13 protein-coding genes are annotated in these 17,323 nt (G+C 33.8%); 9 read left to right on the top strand and 4 right to left on the bottom strand.

All coding sequences use genetic code 11. The annotated features are described in order from the left end of the window. Positions 1–24: 24 nt before the first annotated feature. From ACIDC4_RS19240 to ACIDC4_RS19230, 3 genes are read right to left on the bottom strand one after another with little or no spacing between them, the layout of a single operon-like run. Positions 25–2,646, bottom strand: a complete 2,622-nt coding sequence (locus tag ACIDC4_RS19240) for an alpha/beta hydrolase family protein (RefSeq protein ID WP_412043980.1) — start codon at positions 2,644–2,646, stop codon at positions 25–27. Continuing rightward, positions 2,646–4,076: a RagB/SusD family nutrient uptake outer membrane protein gene (locus ACIDC4_RS19235; RefSeq protein ID WP_412043979.1), complete on the bottom strand. Its 1,431-nt coding sequence runs from the start codon at positions 4,074–4,076 to the stop codon at positions 2,646–2,648. The genes ACIDC4_RS19240 and ACIDC4_RS19235 overlap by 1 nt, the downstream gene beginning before the upstream one ends. Before the next feature lie 12 nt (positions 4,077–4,088). Continuing rightward, on the bottom strand, positions 4,089–7,106 hold the full coding sequence (locus ACIDC4_RS19230) for a SusC/RagA family TonB-linked outer membrane protein (RefSeq protein WP_412043978.1): 3,018 nt from the start codon (positions 7,104–7,106) through the stop codon (positions 4,089–4,091). Positions 7,107–7,596: 490 nt separating this feature from the next. On the opposite strand from ACIDC4_RS19230, the gene ACIDC4_RS19225 reads away from it, so the two are divergent. Further along, positions 7,597–7,818 (top strand): helix-turn-helix domain-containing protein, encoded by a 222-nt coding sequence (locus ACIDC4_RS19225; protein WP_412043977.1) that lies wholly within the window; start codon positions 7,597–7,599, stop codon positions 7,816–7,818. 113 nt (positions 7,819–7,931) lie between these two features. Here ACIDC4_RS19225 and ACIDC4_RS19220 read toward each other — a convergent pair whose 3' ends face one another. Further along, the gene (locus ACIDC4_RS19220) at positions 7,932–9,617 is read right to left on the bottom strand and encodes a tetratricopeptide repeat protein (protein ID WP_412043976.1); all 1,686 of its coding nucleotides are present in this window, start codon (positions 9,615–9,617) and stop codon (positions 7,932–7,934) included. Positions 9,618–9,951: 334 nt separating this feature from the next. Between ACIDC4_RS19220 and ACIDC4_RS19215 the strand changes: the two genes are divergently transcribed. The 8 genes from ACIDC4_RS19215 (at position 9,952) to ACIDC4_RS19180 (ending at position 17,317) form a co-directional block, all read left to right on the top strand. Further along, entirely contained in the window at positions 9,952–10,638 is a 687-nt protein-coding gene (locus tag ACIDC4_RS19215) for a hypothetical protein (RefSeq protein WP_412043975.1), read from the top strand. 285 nt (positions 10,639–10,923) lie between these two features. Further along, positions 10,924–11,814: a helix-turn-helix domain-containing protein gene (locus ACIDC4_RS19210; protein ID WP_412043974.1), complete on the top strand. Its 891-nt coding sequence runs from the start codon at positions 10,924–10,926 to the stop codon at positions 11,812–11,814. A 33-nt stretch (positions 11,815–11,847) separates the two neighbouring features. Then, the gene (locus tag ACIDC4_RS19205; protein ID WP_412043973.1) at positions 11,848–13,041 is read left to right on the top strand and encodes a hypothetical protein; all 1,194 of its coding nucleotides are present in this window, start codon (positions 11,848–11,850) and stop codon (positions 13,039–13,041) included. 24 nt (positions 13,042–13,065) lie between these two features. Next, positions 13,066–13,326 carry a YqaE/Pmp3 family membrane protein gene (locus ACIDC4_RS19200; protein WP_412043972.1) on the top strand — a complete coding sequence of 87 codons (261 nt, stop codon included), beginning with the start codon at positions 13,066–13,068 and terminating at the stop codon, positions 13,324–13,326. 218 nt (positions 13,327–13,544) lie between these two features. Beyond that, positions 13,545–14,000, top strand: coding sequence for a hypothetical protein (locus tag ACIDC4_RS19195; RefSeq protein ID WP_412043971.1), 456 nt, complete (start codon positions 13,545–13,547; stop codon positions 13,998–14,000). A 131-nt stretch (positions 14,001–14,131) separates the two neighbouring features. Then, positions 14,132–14,470: a DUF4134 domain-containing protein gene (locus tag ACIDC4_RS19190; protein ID WP_412043970.1), complete on the top strand. Its 339-nt coding sequence runs from the start codon at positions 14,132–14,134 to the stop codon at positions 14,468–14,470. Positions 14,471–14,497: 27 nt separating this feature from the next. Further along, positions 14,498–14,809: a DUF4133 domain-containing protein gene (locus ACIDC4_RS19185; RefSeq protein WP_412043969.1), complete on the top strand. Its 312-nt coding sequence runs from the start codon at positions 14,498–14,500 to the stop codon at positions 14,807–14,809. A gap of 36 nt (positions 14,810–14,845) precedes the next feature. Continuing rightward, positions 14,846–17,317 carry a TraG family conjugative transposon ATPase gene (locus ACIDC4_RS19180; protein WP_412043968.1) on the top strand — a complete coding sequence of 824 codons (2,472 nt, stop codon included), beginning with the start codon at positions 14,846–14,848 and terminating at the stop codon, positions 17,315–17,317. Positions 17,318–17,323: the final 6 nt, after the last annotated feature.

Below are 17,323 nucleotides of genomic sequence, written 5' to 3'. Positions count from 1 at the left end.
TTTCTTAGAAAACAGCTTTGTTTTTTATTGTGCATTCATCCAATTTGGTTTTGGGAACTCTTTTAAATAATAATTAAACCAGTCTTGCATTTTTTTAGTAAGGTCAATTTGATTTTTATCCTTAACTATAATATGTTCTTCGTCGGGATATATTAATAAAATATGTTCTTTGTTGAGCCTTCTTAAAGCAAGATAAAATTCTTTACTTTGAGTGTGTTCTACCGCACTGTCACTATCTCCGGTGTAGGCCAAAAGAGGTGTTGTAATCTTTGCAGCATGACGAACCGGACTGTTGTTTTGATAACGGTCATAATCATCAAAAATTGTTGTTCCCATCCTCATTTGAAAATCTTCAAAGCGCCAGAATTCAGGTTTGTAATCCAGTTTGTTATACGTCAAATAGCTACTATTAAAATCAGTAGGAGCAGCTCCGGCTGCAGCGGCAGCAAATAGGTCTGTTTGCGTAATTATAAAGTCGGTTTCGTATCCGCCGAATGAATGACCTGCAAGACCAATTTTTTTTGCATTTACTGGAAAATGTGCTAATACTTTTTTTACTGATGAAACTACACAATCTAATGCCGAAAATCCGGGATTTCCCAGCTCATGTTCAATATCAGGAAGAAGAACAAAATAACCATTAGTGGTAAAGTTTGAAATATTAAGGAGGGATCCATTTAAAAGACTGGGATTTATGTATTTGTGCAAATTAGATGTCTGCTTTTCATATATGCTTACAATCATTGGATATAAGTAATTTGCATTGTAATTAGCTGGAAAAAAGAGTACGCCATTAAGTGCTGTTGCTTTAGAGGTTTTATAATCAATTAATTCAGAATGGCCCCATGCGAACTTTTTATGGTGTGAATTGCTTTGGAACAATATCTCTTTCTCTGAATTTTCTTTTTTTAAAACAAGATCTCTCGGGGAGTTAAAATTCTCCTGAAGATAAACAAATTGATTACCAAGGCTACTTTTCTTTATTCCTGAAATATATTTAGCTTCATAATCTATAACCTTAAGCTTCCGTTGTTTATCAATAAAGGCATATCCGGAGTATTCATTGTTGAGCGATCTTACGCTTAGAATAATATTTTGGCCAGGACGTAAAATTTGTACTTTATAATCCAATGAGTAGTAATCTACTGTTTTAGAATCCGCAAGCCTGTAAATCTTTTTTTCATTTCTTCCGAAAGTCAGTTTTTTAAGCCCTAATTTTTTGGTGTCAAATTCCCAAAGATCAAATTCATCATACAATATTACAGTACTGTCATTTGCAGTCCATCCAGCATATCCGAAAGGAAGGGAAGAGTCTCCATAATTTGAAGTTTTATTTGAAAAGTCAAATGGCAGTTTTTGAGTAATATTTAGATTTTTTTTGCGTTGAAAATCGTAAAGCCACCAATGATTATTTTTAAAATAAACAGCAAATCGTCCAGCAGGAGAAAATGAGATTGTTTTAGCAGATTCAACTCCCGATTGTTTTGTAAGGAACTCACTGGTTTCTCCGGTTTTAATATTTAAAATGGAAAAATCTATCAGAGGTGTATTGTGATGTGATGGTTTATTTTTTTCAGGGTCAAACAAAAGTGCAAAATTATGATTGCTATTAAAGATGACATTTGGATTTTTTTTGTCACCAATTCTAATTACTGTTCCAAGTGCAGGTGTCCATAAGATTACTTGTCGATCATTTCGATTAACTGGATATCTTTGCCTGAGCGGAAATAAATTTTTATCACTGGCATTCCAAATTTGGACCTCTTGAAGATTAGAAATAGTTTGATCTTGTCTTTTTACTCTTTTGAAAACAACTCTTTTCTGATCATCTGTAATCGAACATGAATTGTGAAATTGTCCTTCAATTAACATGTCTGGAGGGCAATTTTTGTCTGATCTAATATCATAAAAAAAGGTTTTTTTAGAAACAGTATGATAAAATAGCAGAGAAGTAAAATTTAAATTTTGGCTTTCAGAAGGATGACCAATGAACAGCAATGATTCTCCTTTATTGCTCCATTTAATTTTCTCATACTTCACTCCTTTTTGATAAGATACACGTGTGTTTTTGTTTTTTGGAAGATCAAGTATAATAATTTGATTTTTGTTCACAGTAGAAAGATATGCTAACTTATTGCGTTCAGGATTGAGACTATAGGAGTTTATATCTTCGATGCGAGTCAATACGCTTCCTTGGTAATCACAAATCAAAATTGCAGTGCCTTTGCCATTCAAATTTTCTTTCAGGATTATGTTATCATTTGCAATCTGAAGATCTGAAATATTTTCAAAGTAAATTTTGTTATTAGTTGTCAGGTTAAAAAGTTCGAAACGTTGTTCAGGAAGTTTAGAAATAAAAGAGGTTTCCCTGATGAAAATTCCTGTTTTGACTTTAGGAAATGCTATACATTTGAGATTTTTAGTATTTTTAATAAATAAGGTATCTATAGCCGATTCATAAGAAACCAAATAGCTGACCCATTGTGCATTTTCAGATACATTGTCTATTGATAATGTAGACCACTTATTATATTGCTCAGGTGACAGAGATTCGTGCTTTATAGTCTGCCCCATAATGGGGCAAACAGTAAAAAGCAAAAGAATACTAATTCGAAATAATCTGCTTATGTTAATTAAGAATATCATTAGTAACCGTTATTTTGTGGATTGAGGTTTTCGTTAAGGAGTAATTCAGATTCTGGTAGCGGTAAGACTGTCTTGTACGAATTCCATTCCGGTTTAAGGGAAGCAAGCACTTCATCTAGTTTATTACAGCGTTTCAGATCAAAGAATCTTTGGCCCAGTTCTGAAAAAAATTCAAGTTTTCTTTCCTGTAAAATTTCCTGAAGAATTTCGTTTTGCGACGTTGAAACTGTGTTTTGTAATCCTGCCCTTTTTCGAATAAGGTTTAAATCTTCTTTACTTCCTATGATGTCACCTGCCTGTACACGTGCTTCAGCTCGTATTAAAAATATTTCGCTTAAGCGAATTATAATTGAATATTCAGTTGATGTTCCTGTTCCTTTGTTTTTATACTTTGCGACGCTATACCAGGTTGAATTTCCTGTTTGTACTGTATTGATCCATTTTACCTTACGCTGATCCTCTGCAGTGAATGCACTGAGAAGAGAGTTCGATACGGCTGATCCTGTAGGTGGACCAGAGGTGAAAATAAAATTTTGTGCTTCAAGAGTGTTTCCCGACCCTGTATTGGGAGCAAATTGCCAAATTGTTTCTGGACTTGCTTTTAAAAATACCTTTGAAAGCTCATTTTCAAGTTGGAACAATGATGTGTTATTAATTACAGCAGAGGCTTCATTTGCTGCTTCATTCCATTGGGAATTATAAAGGTAAACTCTGGATAGTATTGATTTTGCAGCAAATTTATTTGGTCTTATACGGTCTGAGGTCAAATAGGAGGAAGGCAGTAATTCCACTGCTTTATTTAAATCTTCAATGCAATATTTATAAATCGCGTCCGGTGTTTCCTTTGCTATTTTTGCATTTACTTGGTAATTTGTTGATTTCACATAGGGTATGTTGCCGAATAGATTTGCCAGATAAAAATGAAGTAATGCCCGTACAAAAAGTGCTTCTCCCTTTAATTGGTTACGGGTTTCAACAGATAGAGCTGTAGAGGCAGAACAGCCTTCAAGAACAGAATTAGCCCCATAAATTTGTTCATAGCTTTTGTTCCAAAGCGATTTAATATTTGCATTGGAAGGCATTACTATATTGTTGTAAAAATTGCCTGGGCCCTCGGAAAAACTTCCGTAATAGGTTAATTCATCACTATAATTGCCTAATAAGTTGGACACCCCGTTGCTAAGTCCAGTAAATATCCCATCGTCCCTCATTTTAGCATAGACGTGAGTCATAGCTGCATTTGCTGTTGCTTTTTCTTCATAAACGCTGGTTGAAGTTAACTGTGAATTGGGGAGTTCGACTTCAACAAAACTGTCACAGCTTATATAGACACCACTAAATAATGTTGCTAGAAGATATAAGACCGCATTTTGGTATACTTTTATATAGGCAACCAAATAATTATTGTAAACTGATTTTGAAATTTTCATAGCTGTTTATATTTAAAAGTTAAATTGGAGTCCTGCTGAAAATATTTTTAATGGTGGTAGAAAACCAAGTGTTGTAAATTCTGGATCTGCACCATTATATTTAGTAAAAGTCAAAAGATTCTGACCCTCAAAGAATAACTTGCATTTAAAGTCCTTTACAGGTATATCGTATGAGAGTGATATATTTTTAAGTCTTATGTAAGAAGCATCGCTTATAGCTCCATCACTATCATAATAATTAGCATTTCTAAGAACTGCGTTATTATTTGAACCAGTGGTATACCTTTGATATTGACTAATGTCTCCAGGCTGTTTCCAACTATTTGTAGAAGACAGCAACTGATTGCCCATTGTCCCTGGCACAGAGAAAAAAGAAGATGCATTATAATTCTTCTGTTTCGCAAACTGAAAAAGAAAATCAATCTGCCAATTTTTGTATTTTAATGAATTCTGTAGGCCACCAAAATATTCAGGATTGAGATCTAGTACAGTTTTCTTATCTTCAACTGGTGATATTACCCCGTCATTGTTAACATCTTCAAATGTATAAAGTCCAGTCTGGACATCGACACCTGTAAAATGATAGACTTTCCTGATGTTAAGTGATTCTCCTATTACTAATGAATTAGCAAAGGTAGAGGAAGCTAAATTTGGAAATTCAAGTAATTTGGTTCTTGCAAATGTTAAGTTAAGGCTGGTAGTCCACTGCCAATCTTTTTTCTGTAAATTAACCGTTCGCAAGGTAAATTCCAATCCTTTATTTTGCACAGTTGCGTCCAGATTTGATTGTACGGAATTGAAGCCTGTAGTTCCGGGAAGCGATATTCCTGCTAATTGATTGGATGATCTGTTATCGTAATAACTACCCGTTATAAAAATTTTGTCATTTTTAAAACCGAGATCAATTGCAACTTCGAATTTTTTATTACTTTCCCACCCAAAATCAGGATTAAATAGGCGACTGGGCTGAAGACCACTCACTCCGCCATACTGTGTTCCAGTAACAGTGTAAGTATTTAAATACTGATAATCGCCAATTTGGTCACTTCCCGTAATACCATAACTGGTTCGTATTTTTCCGAAACTAAGCACAATATTGTCTTTAAGTAGATTTTCTTTTGAAAATATCCATGCCAGTCCACCTGCACCAAAATTTGCAAATTGCTTTCCGGGGCCAAATCTGCTGGAACCATCCCTTCTGCCTGTTATATTTAGGATATATTTGTCTCTTAGGTTATAATTTAATCGTGCAAAAAATGCTTGATAGCGATAGACTATTTCCTCATTCAAAAGAGTTGTAACAGAGGAGGCAGAGGCAATATTTGATATTAGTCCATTACTTGTAAATCCATAGCCATACTGAACAATTTGATCTGAATTCTGAGACTGAAAGGTACAGCCTACAAGAAAACTCAAATTGTCATGCTTGAAATTTTTAGTCCAGCTAACCTGAGGTTCTATAATCCACGAATTCCTGTCTATATTTCCTTTAGTGAGTGCTGAATTTTCAGGTCCCCGTCCAAGAGAAGGATTAAACCTAGTTGATGGATTTGTATTAAGTTCATTGTTGCTTAAAGAGGTGTATCCTAAATTTGCTTGCAATTGAAGATCTTTCATTATAGTATAGGAGATGCTCATACTAGTAAGCAGATCATTGGTAAGAGCTTTATACTTTCCTGTTAAGTTTCTTAAAGGATTATTAAAAGTGTTTTTTTCCCAGTTCAATTCACCATTCGATTGAAAAAGTGCAGGAGCATTCGGAGCAATTTTTAAGGTTTCTCTCATCAGATCAACCTGTGGTTGGTTATTATCCTGTAAGGTGTAGCCAACGGAAGTATTAATTTTAAATTTTTTATTTTCTGATTCATGTATGACATTTATACGAACTCCTGCTTTTTTATATCTGAAGTCACCAATAAAAACAGTCCCCTGATGATTATAATTTCCAGTAATTAAAAATTGTGTCTGTTGTGAACCCGCATTCAAGGATACTTGGTAATCACTTATAGATGCAGTGTTTCCAAGCAATTCTTTCTGCCAATCTGTATATCTGTTTTGATCCCATGTACCATTGATATCATACGCGGACGATGGATAGGTTTTTATGCCATCATTTAAGTATGCTTGTTTTCTCATTTCGAGATACTCCGGGGTCTTCATCAGGTTCATAAATCGTGTCACAACACCAGCACCTGTACTTATTTTTGCAGAGAAAGTTGTTTTGCCTACTTTTCCTTTTTTAGTAGTGATCAGTATCACACCGTTTGCTCCCCTAGAGCCATATATAGCAGTAGCGTCCGCATCTTTAAGGACTTCAACACTCTCAATTTGTTCAGGATTGATGCTGTTTAACGGGCTTGGAGATGTAGGAAGTACACCAGAGGGAGAGCCGGAACCAATAGCATCCGCAGTGTAAGGTACCCCATCTACTATATAAAGCGGATTATTAGCTCCGATCCTAAAGCTGTTCTGCCCTCTTATCTTAATATCAAATCCGCCACCCGGGACACCTGTTGTCTGTGTAATGAAAACCCCTGCCATACGTCCTTGCATAGTGGCGAGTACGTTGGTAACGGGTTGTGTTTCGATGTCTTTGGATGTAATGCGGGCTATACTCCCTGTACGCTCACTCTCTTTTACCGAATAATATCCGGCATTGACTTTTACTTCCTGCAGTGTTGTACTGTCATATTGAAGAACAATATTGATTATACTCCGGCCTGCCACGGGTACAACTATAGTTTTAAAACCTATAAAGGAAATTGTAAGAGTATCATTGGGAGCAACTGCCAGTGAATACTGCCCTGTGTAGTCCGAAATGGAAGCAGTAGTTTTACTACCCTTGATCGCAATTGTAACTCCGGGAAGTGGAGCATTTCCGTCAGTGATAGTTCCATGAACCTCATGTTTCTGCAAAAATAAGGAATGCCGAATGGAGTTTCTGGCAGATAAAGATGAAAAAGACAATATTGCAGCAGAAATAAGGCAATAAAGAGCTTTCCCATCCTTGTAAAATGAAAAATTATCCATAATATTGGGATTGGTTAGTTAAATAAGATTTTGATTAGCTACGGCTCTCTATGTTAGTTTGGCGACGAGATAGAGGGCTATTTTTATGCATTTAATTTAAGGATGCATTAAATTTTAATTCACAGGCATTAATATTTCACGGTTAAACATTAAAGTGCGAAACTGTCGAATGAAACAAAGATTGCTAAGAATATAATTTGTAATAGAGTTGAAATAAAAATGGCATGGAACTCATCTTACTGCCTTTGAGGTACTGGTATACCGGGGAACAATAAGTGAGCCCACGCCAATATAGACGTGAGCATCTTACTTATCATCTCGTCCCCGTTAAAAATTACCAGTTTTCAAAAGCGAGATTCAAAGCGAATGCTTCAAATATTTTCATATGAAGAAACGCAAATATATATAATCTGTTGCAAATATAACAAAAAAAACTAAAGCAACCATATATGTGTGCTTTTATTTTTTGGTAAAATAGGAAATTTATACTATGGAAAATAAGGATTACGGTGAAGCATTAATTAAACTAGGGTTAACTATTCGAAAGTTAAGAGAAGAAACTACTTCATTTTCACAAGAAAAGCTGGGTTTAGAAGTTGATTTATCTGAGAATCAAATTAGACGAATTGAAAAAGGGCAAACAAATCCTACTGTAAAAAGTTTATTAAAAATAGCTGAAATTTTAAAAGTTAATATAAAAGACTTGTTTTAAAGAATGAAAAGATGCTAAAGCATCTTTTTTTATTTTATAAAAGTTTTAAACAGGTATTTATAGGTTAGTAAAGTTATTATCAAAATCAATAGGCTGCAAGCCAATTCTTTTTCCTAGGATGAGCCTTTGTTAATTTGTTCTATAAAAAAATGGACAGGCATTCCCGTTTTAGCTTTAAAGGCAAATACAAAAGGCTGCGTGCTGCTGAAACCTGCTTCTGAGGCAAGTGCTGCATTTGTATATTTTCTCATCATTTTGTTTTCTTTTAATTGTTCAATTATATAGTCAATCTTTAAATCGTTGAAATATTCAATAAATCTTTTATTTTTATAGATGGATAGAATTTTTGAAAGGTATTTAGAATTGGTACCTAGGGTAGCAGCGACAGACGAGAGCCGTAAATCTTTTGCTAAAAACTTTCTTTCTAATTTGAATTTTTCAAGTTCGATCAATACAGCATCAATTGTTTCCTGTGGTATGTCAAGGAGATGCGGTTTATCATTTTTCTTGTGTACAATTTTAATCTCATCAGCTTGGGACGTTTTCATCAGCTCGTCATATTTCTTTTTGTAATTTCTTTGGTTTTTATAATGGCGATTTGTTAGGAATAATGACAGTAAAAACAAGACTGTTATTATACCTATAGCAGCTGCATCGTAATATTTTTCGCGAATCAGTTGCTCACTAATTTTTTCTTTTTCTCTTATTAGTTCTTTTGTGTCGTATTCTTTATGAATTTTGCCTATTAAATATTTGTGTGTGTTTATTAGAATACTATCGGCCTTCAGAAGCTGGTCAATGTAATGTAACTGGGATTTTAATTTTTTTTTGCTTTTGTAATAGTCTATTAATAATTCATATACTTCACGAAGGTCGGGACGGATATAATTTTTTTCATTAAAAGTGTTGTCTACTTTAAAAAAATAAGAAACCGCGCTGTCTCTTCTTTTTAATTCCCAAAAGCTTTTTCCAATATAAAAGTTTCCCACTGACTTATTTGCAAAATCTTTGTTTTCAGCAATATCATAAAATGAAGATTTTATCATTGAAATTGCAAGTGCATAATTTTTTTTAAAGTATTCATTAATTCCTTGCGAATGAATGAAGTAAGCATTCATTTCTGTATTCTTCAACCGTTTGCTTTCTGCCAGTCCCAATAGGTTCATTTCGTTACAATCTCCATAATTACCAATTCTATTGTAACAGACTGCCAATGAATGGAGTGTGTTTAAATATGCTCTCTTGTCCTTTTCATCTTTAAAATACTGTAAACAGTCATTAAAAAGCGATATTGCCTCGTCATAAAAGCCCAGATAATATTTTATCTGAGCCATGTAATACTTGACTTTATAGTATTGATACTTATCATTAGATTTAGAAATATAATTATTGGCAGTAATATAATTATTATATGCCTTTTCATATTGTTTCTGTCCATAATACACAATTCCTTTGGAAAGAAATGCAGAGCCTATCAATGTATTATTGTTAGATTTTTTAGCTGTATAAATCATACTGTCAGCATAAACTATCCTTAAATATTGAGGTGACTGATGTAAAATGTTTTGATAAGCATACACCATTTCTTTATAATTATGCTCATTTCTTGCTTTGATAAGGTATGCGAACATGTAGACAGCTGCTTTTGAGCTGTCTTTTTTGTATTCATATATTTTATCATCTAAATAATTATAACTCCTAGATTTAAGAGAATCATGAATTTTAATTTTTTTTTGGAGCTGGGCATTTCCTAAAATAGGTGCGTACAAAATCAGGAGCAGAATTAAATACTGTTTCATAGGTTACTTTTTTGAGATTATCTTTTGAAAGAATAGATCCTGAAAAAAAATAGTTGGCGCTGTACAGGATTTATTCTTAAGGGTGGCTCAAAAATAGTGTAAACTATTGAAATGTAGATGTTTGTTCATGTTAAAAAGGGTGTTGAATTCACGGAATTCAATACTATAGATTCCTAGAAAGCCCTACCACTTAGCTTGCAGAAAGATTTTTCCCGAGATAGATTTGCGATGAATTCAAAGCAAAAATGTTCAGCAAGGCGCTGGATAAAAGTTCTGCTAGTCCGGATGAAATGAACTGAGAACCAAGTCTCATTTACTTTCAAACTTTTTAATCATGAAAAATTTACTGATAACTTTTAGCACATTATTTTTTTTAACTTCTTGTTCAGATGATGAGTATATAAATCCAGAAGCCAATAAACCATTAGCAGAAATCATTGCCGATCAAACTTTAGCGGCACGAAATCCTGAAAATCCTTATGACCAGACTGGTGCTGATTTTTATAAAAATCTTACAGAGTATATTACTAAAAATGGCTACCCAAAATCAAACGCTGAGATTATAGACCAATTGTTGTTTATGGCTAATAGAAAAATATCTAATAGCACTAATAAAAGTATTATTACAATTACGTCTGAAATGATATCAATCATCCTGGCTGATCCTGAAAACACCCTTTTTGATTTGATCAATAATTCAGAACTCAGTGCAGGAGTGAAGATCAATCTCACGGGATTTGTTACGGAATTGGCAGATAAGCAAGATGAAGATTACGATAATATCCATGACTTTATAGTGTCATACGAACAAGGAATTGTTCAAAGCCTTGCATTACAGGAAGATGAAAAAGACACTATTTTAAAAGTTTCTTCAATATCGAGATACTCTTTATATGAAGAGGCCAGAAAAAGAGATCGGGATTGGGAAACGGGTGTGACAAATAGATGTATAAAGAATTTCAAAGCTGATAATCAATTTACAATAGCCACTCTTGCAGTGCTTTTTAATCATCTGCAATAAAAAGGTTTGTAATTAAAATCCCTAAAATGAAGCTACACACCGTTTTATATTTTTTATTGATTTTAATAAATCTGATAAATCTCTATTTCATCATAACCTTATTTGGTTATGATGGAGCAAGAGATTATCTGGAGTCGGAAGTAAATCTAACTATTTCATTTAGGACATTTAAATACATTCTGTATATCACCTCATTAATCAATCTATATTTTTTATGTTTTTTAGTAATCAGTAAGAAATTTAGAGATTAAACTCAGTACAATGTTATAAAAATTTGACTGCAAAATGATGATTAAAGATTTAATTAATATCGAATTAAAGGATCTTCCAATAGAGGGATTGGATATTCATATTATTAAAAAATATGAGATTCTTACTTCAGAACATGAATCATTTACTACTAACAATTTAACAGTTTTACTTGTAAGATCAGGAGGTTTTAAAATTAAACTTAATGAAATAACTCAGGCTTTAAGTCCGAAGGATCTAATAATTATTCCAAAAGATTCTTTTTGCACACTATTTGAAGTTAGTGAGCATTTGCAGTTTTATTTAATAAATTTCTCTTCAGAATTTGCTATTCAGAACTGTCTAAAAAAAGAATTAGTAGATTCATTTTATTTTTTTATCAGAAAAGAGCCCTTGAAAACATCTCTGGCAGAAAAGGAGTATATGGTTCTGTCACTTATTTACAAGCTTGTTTATTTTGTAAATCTAGAGGCAAAAAGGGTCGGTTATGATGGCCAACTGCACCGTATAAGTTTGAATTTATTTCTTTATGAACTAAAATTAATTTATACGAGATATACGGCAAATGCATTGGTTAATTTCAGCAGAAAAGAAGATCTGGTTATTCAGTTTCTTACAATTTTGTCCATTCACTATAAAAAACAGCATCATGTCAAGTTTTACGCAGGGGCATTATTTGTTACGGCTGGTTACCTAAATAAGACGGTAAAAGAAGTTACAGGCAAAAACATAAAAGCATTGATTATTGAAGCTTTAATAAGCGAATGTAAGATTTTGCTAGAAGACTCGCAGTTCACAATAGCGGAAATAGCTGAAGAAATGGAATTTGTAAATGCTTCTATATTCGGTATCTTTTTTAAAAAGCATACATCATATTCGCCTACTGAGTATCGTTCGAATTCTATCGAGAGATTCAAAAGTCGTTAGTCTTCGTTGTCTAAATTGTAATTAAACAATAGTATGATGAATAATATATATCCTTTAGAGTGGTTTGATGCATTGATATCACATACTTTAAATCCAAAAAAGACAAATATTACAAAGCTTTCAAAACAAGATATTTTTGTTATTTCAAATCATATTGAAAAAGAGTCAAAAAATATCCAAAATTCCCTGAAAAAAGAGATTTTTTTGCTTCGTAAAAAAAGGGAAGTACGACTGCAGGTGCGAAAATATCATTCAAATTTGGTTTTCCTTTTGGATAATGTTATAGAATATCAAAAGACAGGGTTATTTGAATCTTCTGAATTATCAGTACTATTAGAATTACTGAGAGATAAACTTGAAGAATTACTTTCCATTGTTGAAAATAGATTTTCAATATTTTTAAGTCTTGACGAAAGAGTTCCAATTACATATCTTATGCTGTCAAGAAATGAACTGCAGTTTAAATTGGAAAAGCTATCGAAAAAAGTAGATGAAAGTTTTATGGGGGTAGCTTATAAAATTATAATTCATAGTATTTCTCAGTTTATTGAAACATTCTCAACAAACAAAATAACCTATCGTCAATTACTTTATCCAAAGGATTTATTAAGAAGTTTAAAATCTGTTAATACTTTGGCACCGACAAATTTCTTTTCAGAAATTGATAAGTTATTAATAGAAAAGAATTTTAATAGTGTCGAGTATATAGATCACATTATTGATCACATCAATGAAGAGATTAATCTTGATGAATCAACTCCATATCGTATTGCTAAACTTCTTTTTTATAAGAAAGAAGTTGATAGGATTTATTCTAACGAGAAGGTATCATTTGATCCATGCAGAAATAACATAAAACCTATTTTAGAAAATTGGTTAACTCAGGAAATAATCTATCTGGAAAAGACAATGGAACTTAACAATAAAACAAATTCAGATAATTTAAATTCAGGAGCTAATTCTACAGCTATAAGCAGTAAAATTGAATGCGATTTATCTATTGATCAAATGGCATTAATACTAAGAGCAACAGATGAGGCAAGGGTGATAAAGGCAAGATCAATGAACCACTTTTTTAGAATGATAATACCTCATTTATCTACGCCATTTAAGAAAGATCTGTCCTATCAGTCGGTTAGAAGCAAATCATATAGTCCAGAGGATAGAGATAAAGAAATAGCAATCAAAATCCTTGAGAAAATTATAACTAAAATTCAATCCTATTGATATTGTAAAACTTTCTTATATAAAATGAAAAATTACCTGAGTAACAAATTCTATTATTTACGACACATTACTAAACTAGATAAAATTATGACATTACTTGCAATATTCTTTCCGTGTGTATCTTTTCTTTTAAGAGGAAAGATTTTTACAGCAGTCATTTGCTTGATTTTGCAAATTACATTGATTGGATGGATTCCTGCAGCAATATGGGCAGTAGTATCCCTGCAAAATTCGAGAGCAGACAGGCGCAATACAAGGCTGATAAAAGCTATAAGAAATAAATAATATTTTTTAAATTAGAATCTTAGGCTTATTAAACAATATTTTAATTGTTTAATAAGTCTTTTTTATTGGATTTTTTTGAGGTACAAAAAGGGTACAACAAAAGTTGTACTTGTAGCAGTTGGATCTTAATCGTTCCTTTGACTTGTAGAATGGATCATATCACTTTATTATGATCTATATAGAGAGAAAGAAGATGTTGAACGATTAATGAAAAGACTATGTTTACAAATATTTCATGGAGCAATTATATTATTGCCGTTAGCGTGTTACTGGTTATCTGGTATTTGATTTTGGTATTTAAATTTTATTATGCAGAATTAAAGCAAATTATTTCAGGAGAAAAGAAGATTAAAATTCTAAGTTTTGGAAACAGGTCCAAGAGAAATTTAAGCAAACCGATTTCTTCTTCATTTTCAGAATCTTTTGATACTTTGGAGGATGCTGAAGAATTATCTGATCGTGTACTGCAGGTAATTGAAGAAAGTACTGAAAGAAACTTATCGCCGACAGAGTTTCAAAATTATCTACGATTGGTCCTTGAGGAATATCCCTATGTAAAGATTTCTTCTTTACGTGAAAACATAAACAATTTTATAGTCTCTGAATGTGAAAAACACCCACAGCTGCCTTTAACTTATGAGCAGGTTGACAGTTTGTGGGAAGAGACTATTTAATAAAAAGTAGAGGAATAATCCCTGTTCTCTCTGGTGCGGTATGGCTTTGTGTGACAGGAAATAGAGTTTGCAACGGCGGTGTTCCTCTGCTTTATAATTACTACGAATTGAATCTTTAAAAATGATGTGTGATGAGAAAGAGTGATTGGAAATTAAAGAATCTGGATGAAGAAAAGGTGTTGTCCTATGGTATCCTGATACTGTTATTAGTTTATGAATCTAAGGTCTATGGACAAGATGGGGTGGCAGGCATTAATGAAGCAAATCAAAAGGTAAGAAGTTATTTTGATGCTGGTACAGAACTGATGTACGCTGTCGGGGCATTGCTGGGACTTATCGGGGCAGTAAAGGTTTACCAGAAATGGAATGCCGGAGATCCTGATACAGGAAAGGTAGCAGCCGCCTGGTTTGGAAGCTGTGTGTTTCTGGTGGTAGTGGCTACGGTCATTAAATCATTCTTCGGAGTTTAATATGAACCTCGATTAAGCAAAACAAAGATGAGCAGCAGTGTATATCAAATCAATAAAGGGATTAACCAATCAATAGAATTTAAGGGGCTAAAGGCGCAGTATATCTGGTATCTCGGTGGAGGTGTAGTAGGTCTAATGATACTTTTTTCAGTCTTGTATATTATTGGGTTGCCATCCATTTTCTGTGTTGGCTTTATTGGAATTTCCGGAGGTTTTCTAGTCTTTAAAATTTATCGAATGAGCAATCAATACGGTGAGTATGGGATGATGAAGGCACTCGCCAGAAAGCAAATTCCTAAAGTGATAAAGGTATATAGCAGGAAAGTTTTTACGGTGTGATAGCTGTAAGATGTTAGTAATGAAAAATGAAGAGAGATGAAGAAGAGGATGGAAGATTTGCTGCCGATTATGGCTGTGGAACATGATTGTATTTTATCAAAACAAGGAGATGTGACAATTGTATTTAAGGCTGAACTTCCGGAGATTTTTACTTTGTCAGATCAGGAATATGAAGCTTTTCATCAATCTTGGATTAAAGCTATGAAAGTGCTTCCGAAGTTTTGCGTGTTTCATAAGCAGGACTGGTTTTTAGAGAGTTCCTATAAAGCTGATTTTACAAAAGAAGACAGTAGTTTTCTCACCAGAAGCAGTGAGCGTTTTTTTAATGGAAGACCTTTTTTGGATCATTCCTGCTACATTATGCTGACTAAGAAACCAGTGGGCAGAAAAAGTTCCAGTTCATTGTTTTCGAATCTGATACGAAATTCAATAGTACCTGAAGAAACTTTAAAACCTCAATTGCTACAGGATTTTATTGATTGTACCGGGCAGTTCAAACGAATAATGGAGGATAGCGGATTTGTAAAGCTAGCCCGTTTGGATAATGATGCGCTGAGGAGCCAGAGCAGAAAAGTGGGACTTGTAGAACGGTATTGCTTTTTAGCAGGACAAAAAGATTCGTTTGTATATCAGGATGTAAAATTTGACAAGGGATTAGAGGTAGGCGACAAGCATTGCCAGCTATTTACATTAGGAGATGCTGCAGATCTGCCAGCCTTGTGTGGATCGAGAATTAATTATGACCGGTATTCTACAGATAAAACAAAATTTAGTGTTGGTTTTGCTTCTACGTTAGGTCAGCTTTTATCGTGCAACCATATCTACAATCAGTACATATTTATAGAAGATGCACAGAAAACAATTCAGAAACTCGAAAGCAAAAGACTGAGACTGCAATCTCTTTCTGCCTACAGTCGTGAAAATATGATTGCTCGTGATGCCACAAATGATTTTTTAAACGAAGCTATTTCGCAGCAAAGACTTCCGGTAAAAGCACATTTCAATGTGCTAGCCTGGTCCACTGATAAGGAGGAGCTCAAAGAAGTTAAAAATAAGATTTCATCTGCCCTGGCCCAGATGGATTCCGCTGCAAAACTGGAAACAGTCGGGGCACCTCAGATCTATTGGGCGGGAATGCCCGGAAATGAAGCGGACTTTCCAATGAATGACACTTTCGATACGTTCACCGAACAGGCTGTCTGCTTTTTGAATATGGAAACAGGTTATCGCTCATCGCTCAGTCCTGTTGGCATTCGTCTGGGGGATCGCCTTACCGGAAAACCAGTACATGTCGATATTAGTGATGAGCCTATGAAAATGGGGATTTGTACTAACAGAAATAAGTTCATACTGGGGCCATCGGGAAGTGGCAAATCCTTTTTTACCAATCATATGGTCAGGAGCTATTACGAGCAAGGAACACATATTGTTTTGGTAGATGTAGGGCACAGCTATAAAGGATTGTGCGATATGGTTAATGGGTATTATTTTACTTACGATGAAAAGAATCCCATCCGTTTTAATCCGTTTTATATTGGCGAAGGTGATAGCCTGGATACCGAAAAAAAGGAAAGCATTAAAACACTTTTGCTGGCACTTTGGAAAAAGGACGATGAGACTTTCAACAGAAGTGAGTATGTAGCGTTATCCAATTCCCTTCAATTGTACTATGAGAAATTGGAGAAAAACGCAGCTATATTTCCAAGCTTCAACAGTTTTTACGAATTTTTAAAAGATGATTTCGTTCCAATTTTGGAAAATGATAAAGTAAAAGAGAAAGATTTTGATGTGAATAATTTCCTGTATGTGCTTCGACCTTATTACAAAGGTGGTGAGTTTGATTATCTGTTGAACGCTACTGAAAACCTTGATCTTTTAAATAAAAGACTCATTGTCTTTGAACTTGATAATATCAAGGATCATCCGATTCTTTTTCCGGTAGTTACGATCATCATTATGGAAGTATTCATCAGTAAGATGAGAAAACTCAAAGGAATCCGTAAAATGATTTTGATTGAGGAGGCGTGGAAAGCTATTGCGAAGGAAGGAATGGCAGAATATATACGGTACCTTTTTAAGACTGTGCGTAAATTCTTTGGAGAAGCAATTGTAGTGACCCAGGAAGTGGAAGATATTATTTCTTCTCCGATAGTAAAGCAGGCCATTATCAACAGCAGTGACTGCATTATTCTGCTGGATCAAAGTAAGTATCAAAACAAATTTGAACAGATTCAGGAACTACTAGGGCTTACTGAAAAAGCGAAGGCATTGGCACTGTCTGTAAACAAATCCAATGATCCCGATAAAAAGTATAAGGAAGTATTTATATCACTGGCCGGAATTGTATCAAAGGTATTTAGAACAGAAGTTTCACTCGAAGAATATTTAGCCTATACCACTGAAGAACCTGAAAAAGTTAAAGTTCAGCAGTATGCTAAAAGGTTTGGCGGGGATATCAAAAAAGGAATTGCGGCACTGGCATTTGACATGAGAAATGAAAACAAATGAAAAGAG

This window comes from Flavobacterium sp. C3NV (assembly GCF_046825355.2).
Lineage (GTDB): Bacteria > Bacteroidota > Bacteroidia > Flavobacteriales > Flavobacteriaceae > Flavobacterium.
The sequence above is the reverse complement of the archived record's forward strand: the minus strand, read 5'-3'. Positions and strand labels throughout refer to the sequence as shown.

Coding starts and splice junctions, on each gene's coding strand:
- ACIDC4_RS19195 (WP_412043971.1), top strand. CDS start 13,545: ATGTTTACAAATATTTCATGGAGCAATTATATTATTGCCGTTAGCGTG.
- ACIDC4_RS19240 (WP_412043980.1), bottom strand. CDS start 2,646: ATGATATTCTTAATTAACATAAGCAGATTATTTCGAATTAGTATTCTT.
- ACIDC4_RS19205 (WP_412043973.1), top strand. CDS start 11,848: ATGATGAATAATATATATCCTTTAGAGTGGTTTGATGCATTGATATCA.
- ACIDC4_RS19225 (WP_412043977.1), top strand. CDS start 7,597: ATGGAAAATAAGGATTACGGTGAAGCATTAATTAAACTAGGGTTAACT.
- ACIDC4_RS19235 (WP_412043979.1), bottom strand. CDS start 4,076: ATGAAAATTTCAAAATCAGTTTACAATAATTATTTGGTTGCCTATATA.
- ACIDC4_RS19220 (WP_412043976.1), bottom strand. CDS start 9,617: ATGAAACAGTATTTAATTCTGCTCCTGATTTTGTACGCACCTATTTTA.
- ACIDC4_RS19180 (WP_412043968.1), top strand. CDS start 14,846: ATGAAGAAGAGGATGGAAGATTTGCTGCCGATTATGGCTGTGGAACAT.
- ACIDC4_RS19210 (WP_412043974.1), top strand. CDS start 10,924: ATGATGATTAAAGATTTAATTAATATCGAATTAAAGGATCTTCCAATA.
- ACIDC4_RS19200 (WP_412043972.1), top strand. CDS start 13,066: ATGAAAAATTACCTGAGTAACAAATTCTATTATTTACGACACATTACT.
- ACIDC4_RS19185 (WP_412043969.1), top strand. CDS start 14,498: ATGAGCAGCAGTGTATATCAAATCAATAAAGGGATTAACCAATCAATA.
- ACIDC4_RS19190 (WP_412043970.1), top strand. CDS start 14,132: ATGAGAAAGAGTGATTGGAAATTAAAGAATCTGGATGAAGAAAAGGTG.
- ACIDC4_RS19215 (WP_412043975.1), top strand. CDS start 9,952: ATGAAAAATTTACTGATAACTTTTAGCACATTATTTTTTTTAACTTCT.
- ACIDC4_RS19230 (WP_412043978.1), bottom strand. CDS start 7,106: ATGGATAATTTTTCATTTTACAAGGATGGGAAAGCTCTTTATTGCCTT.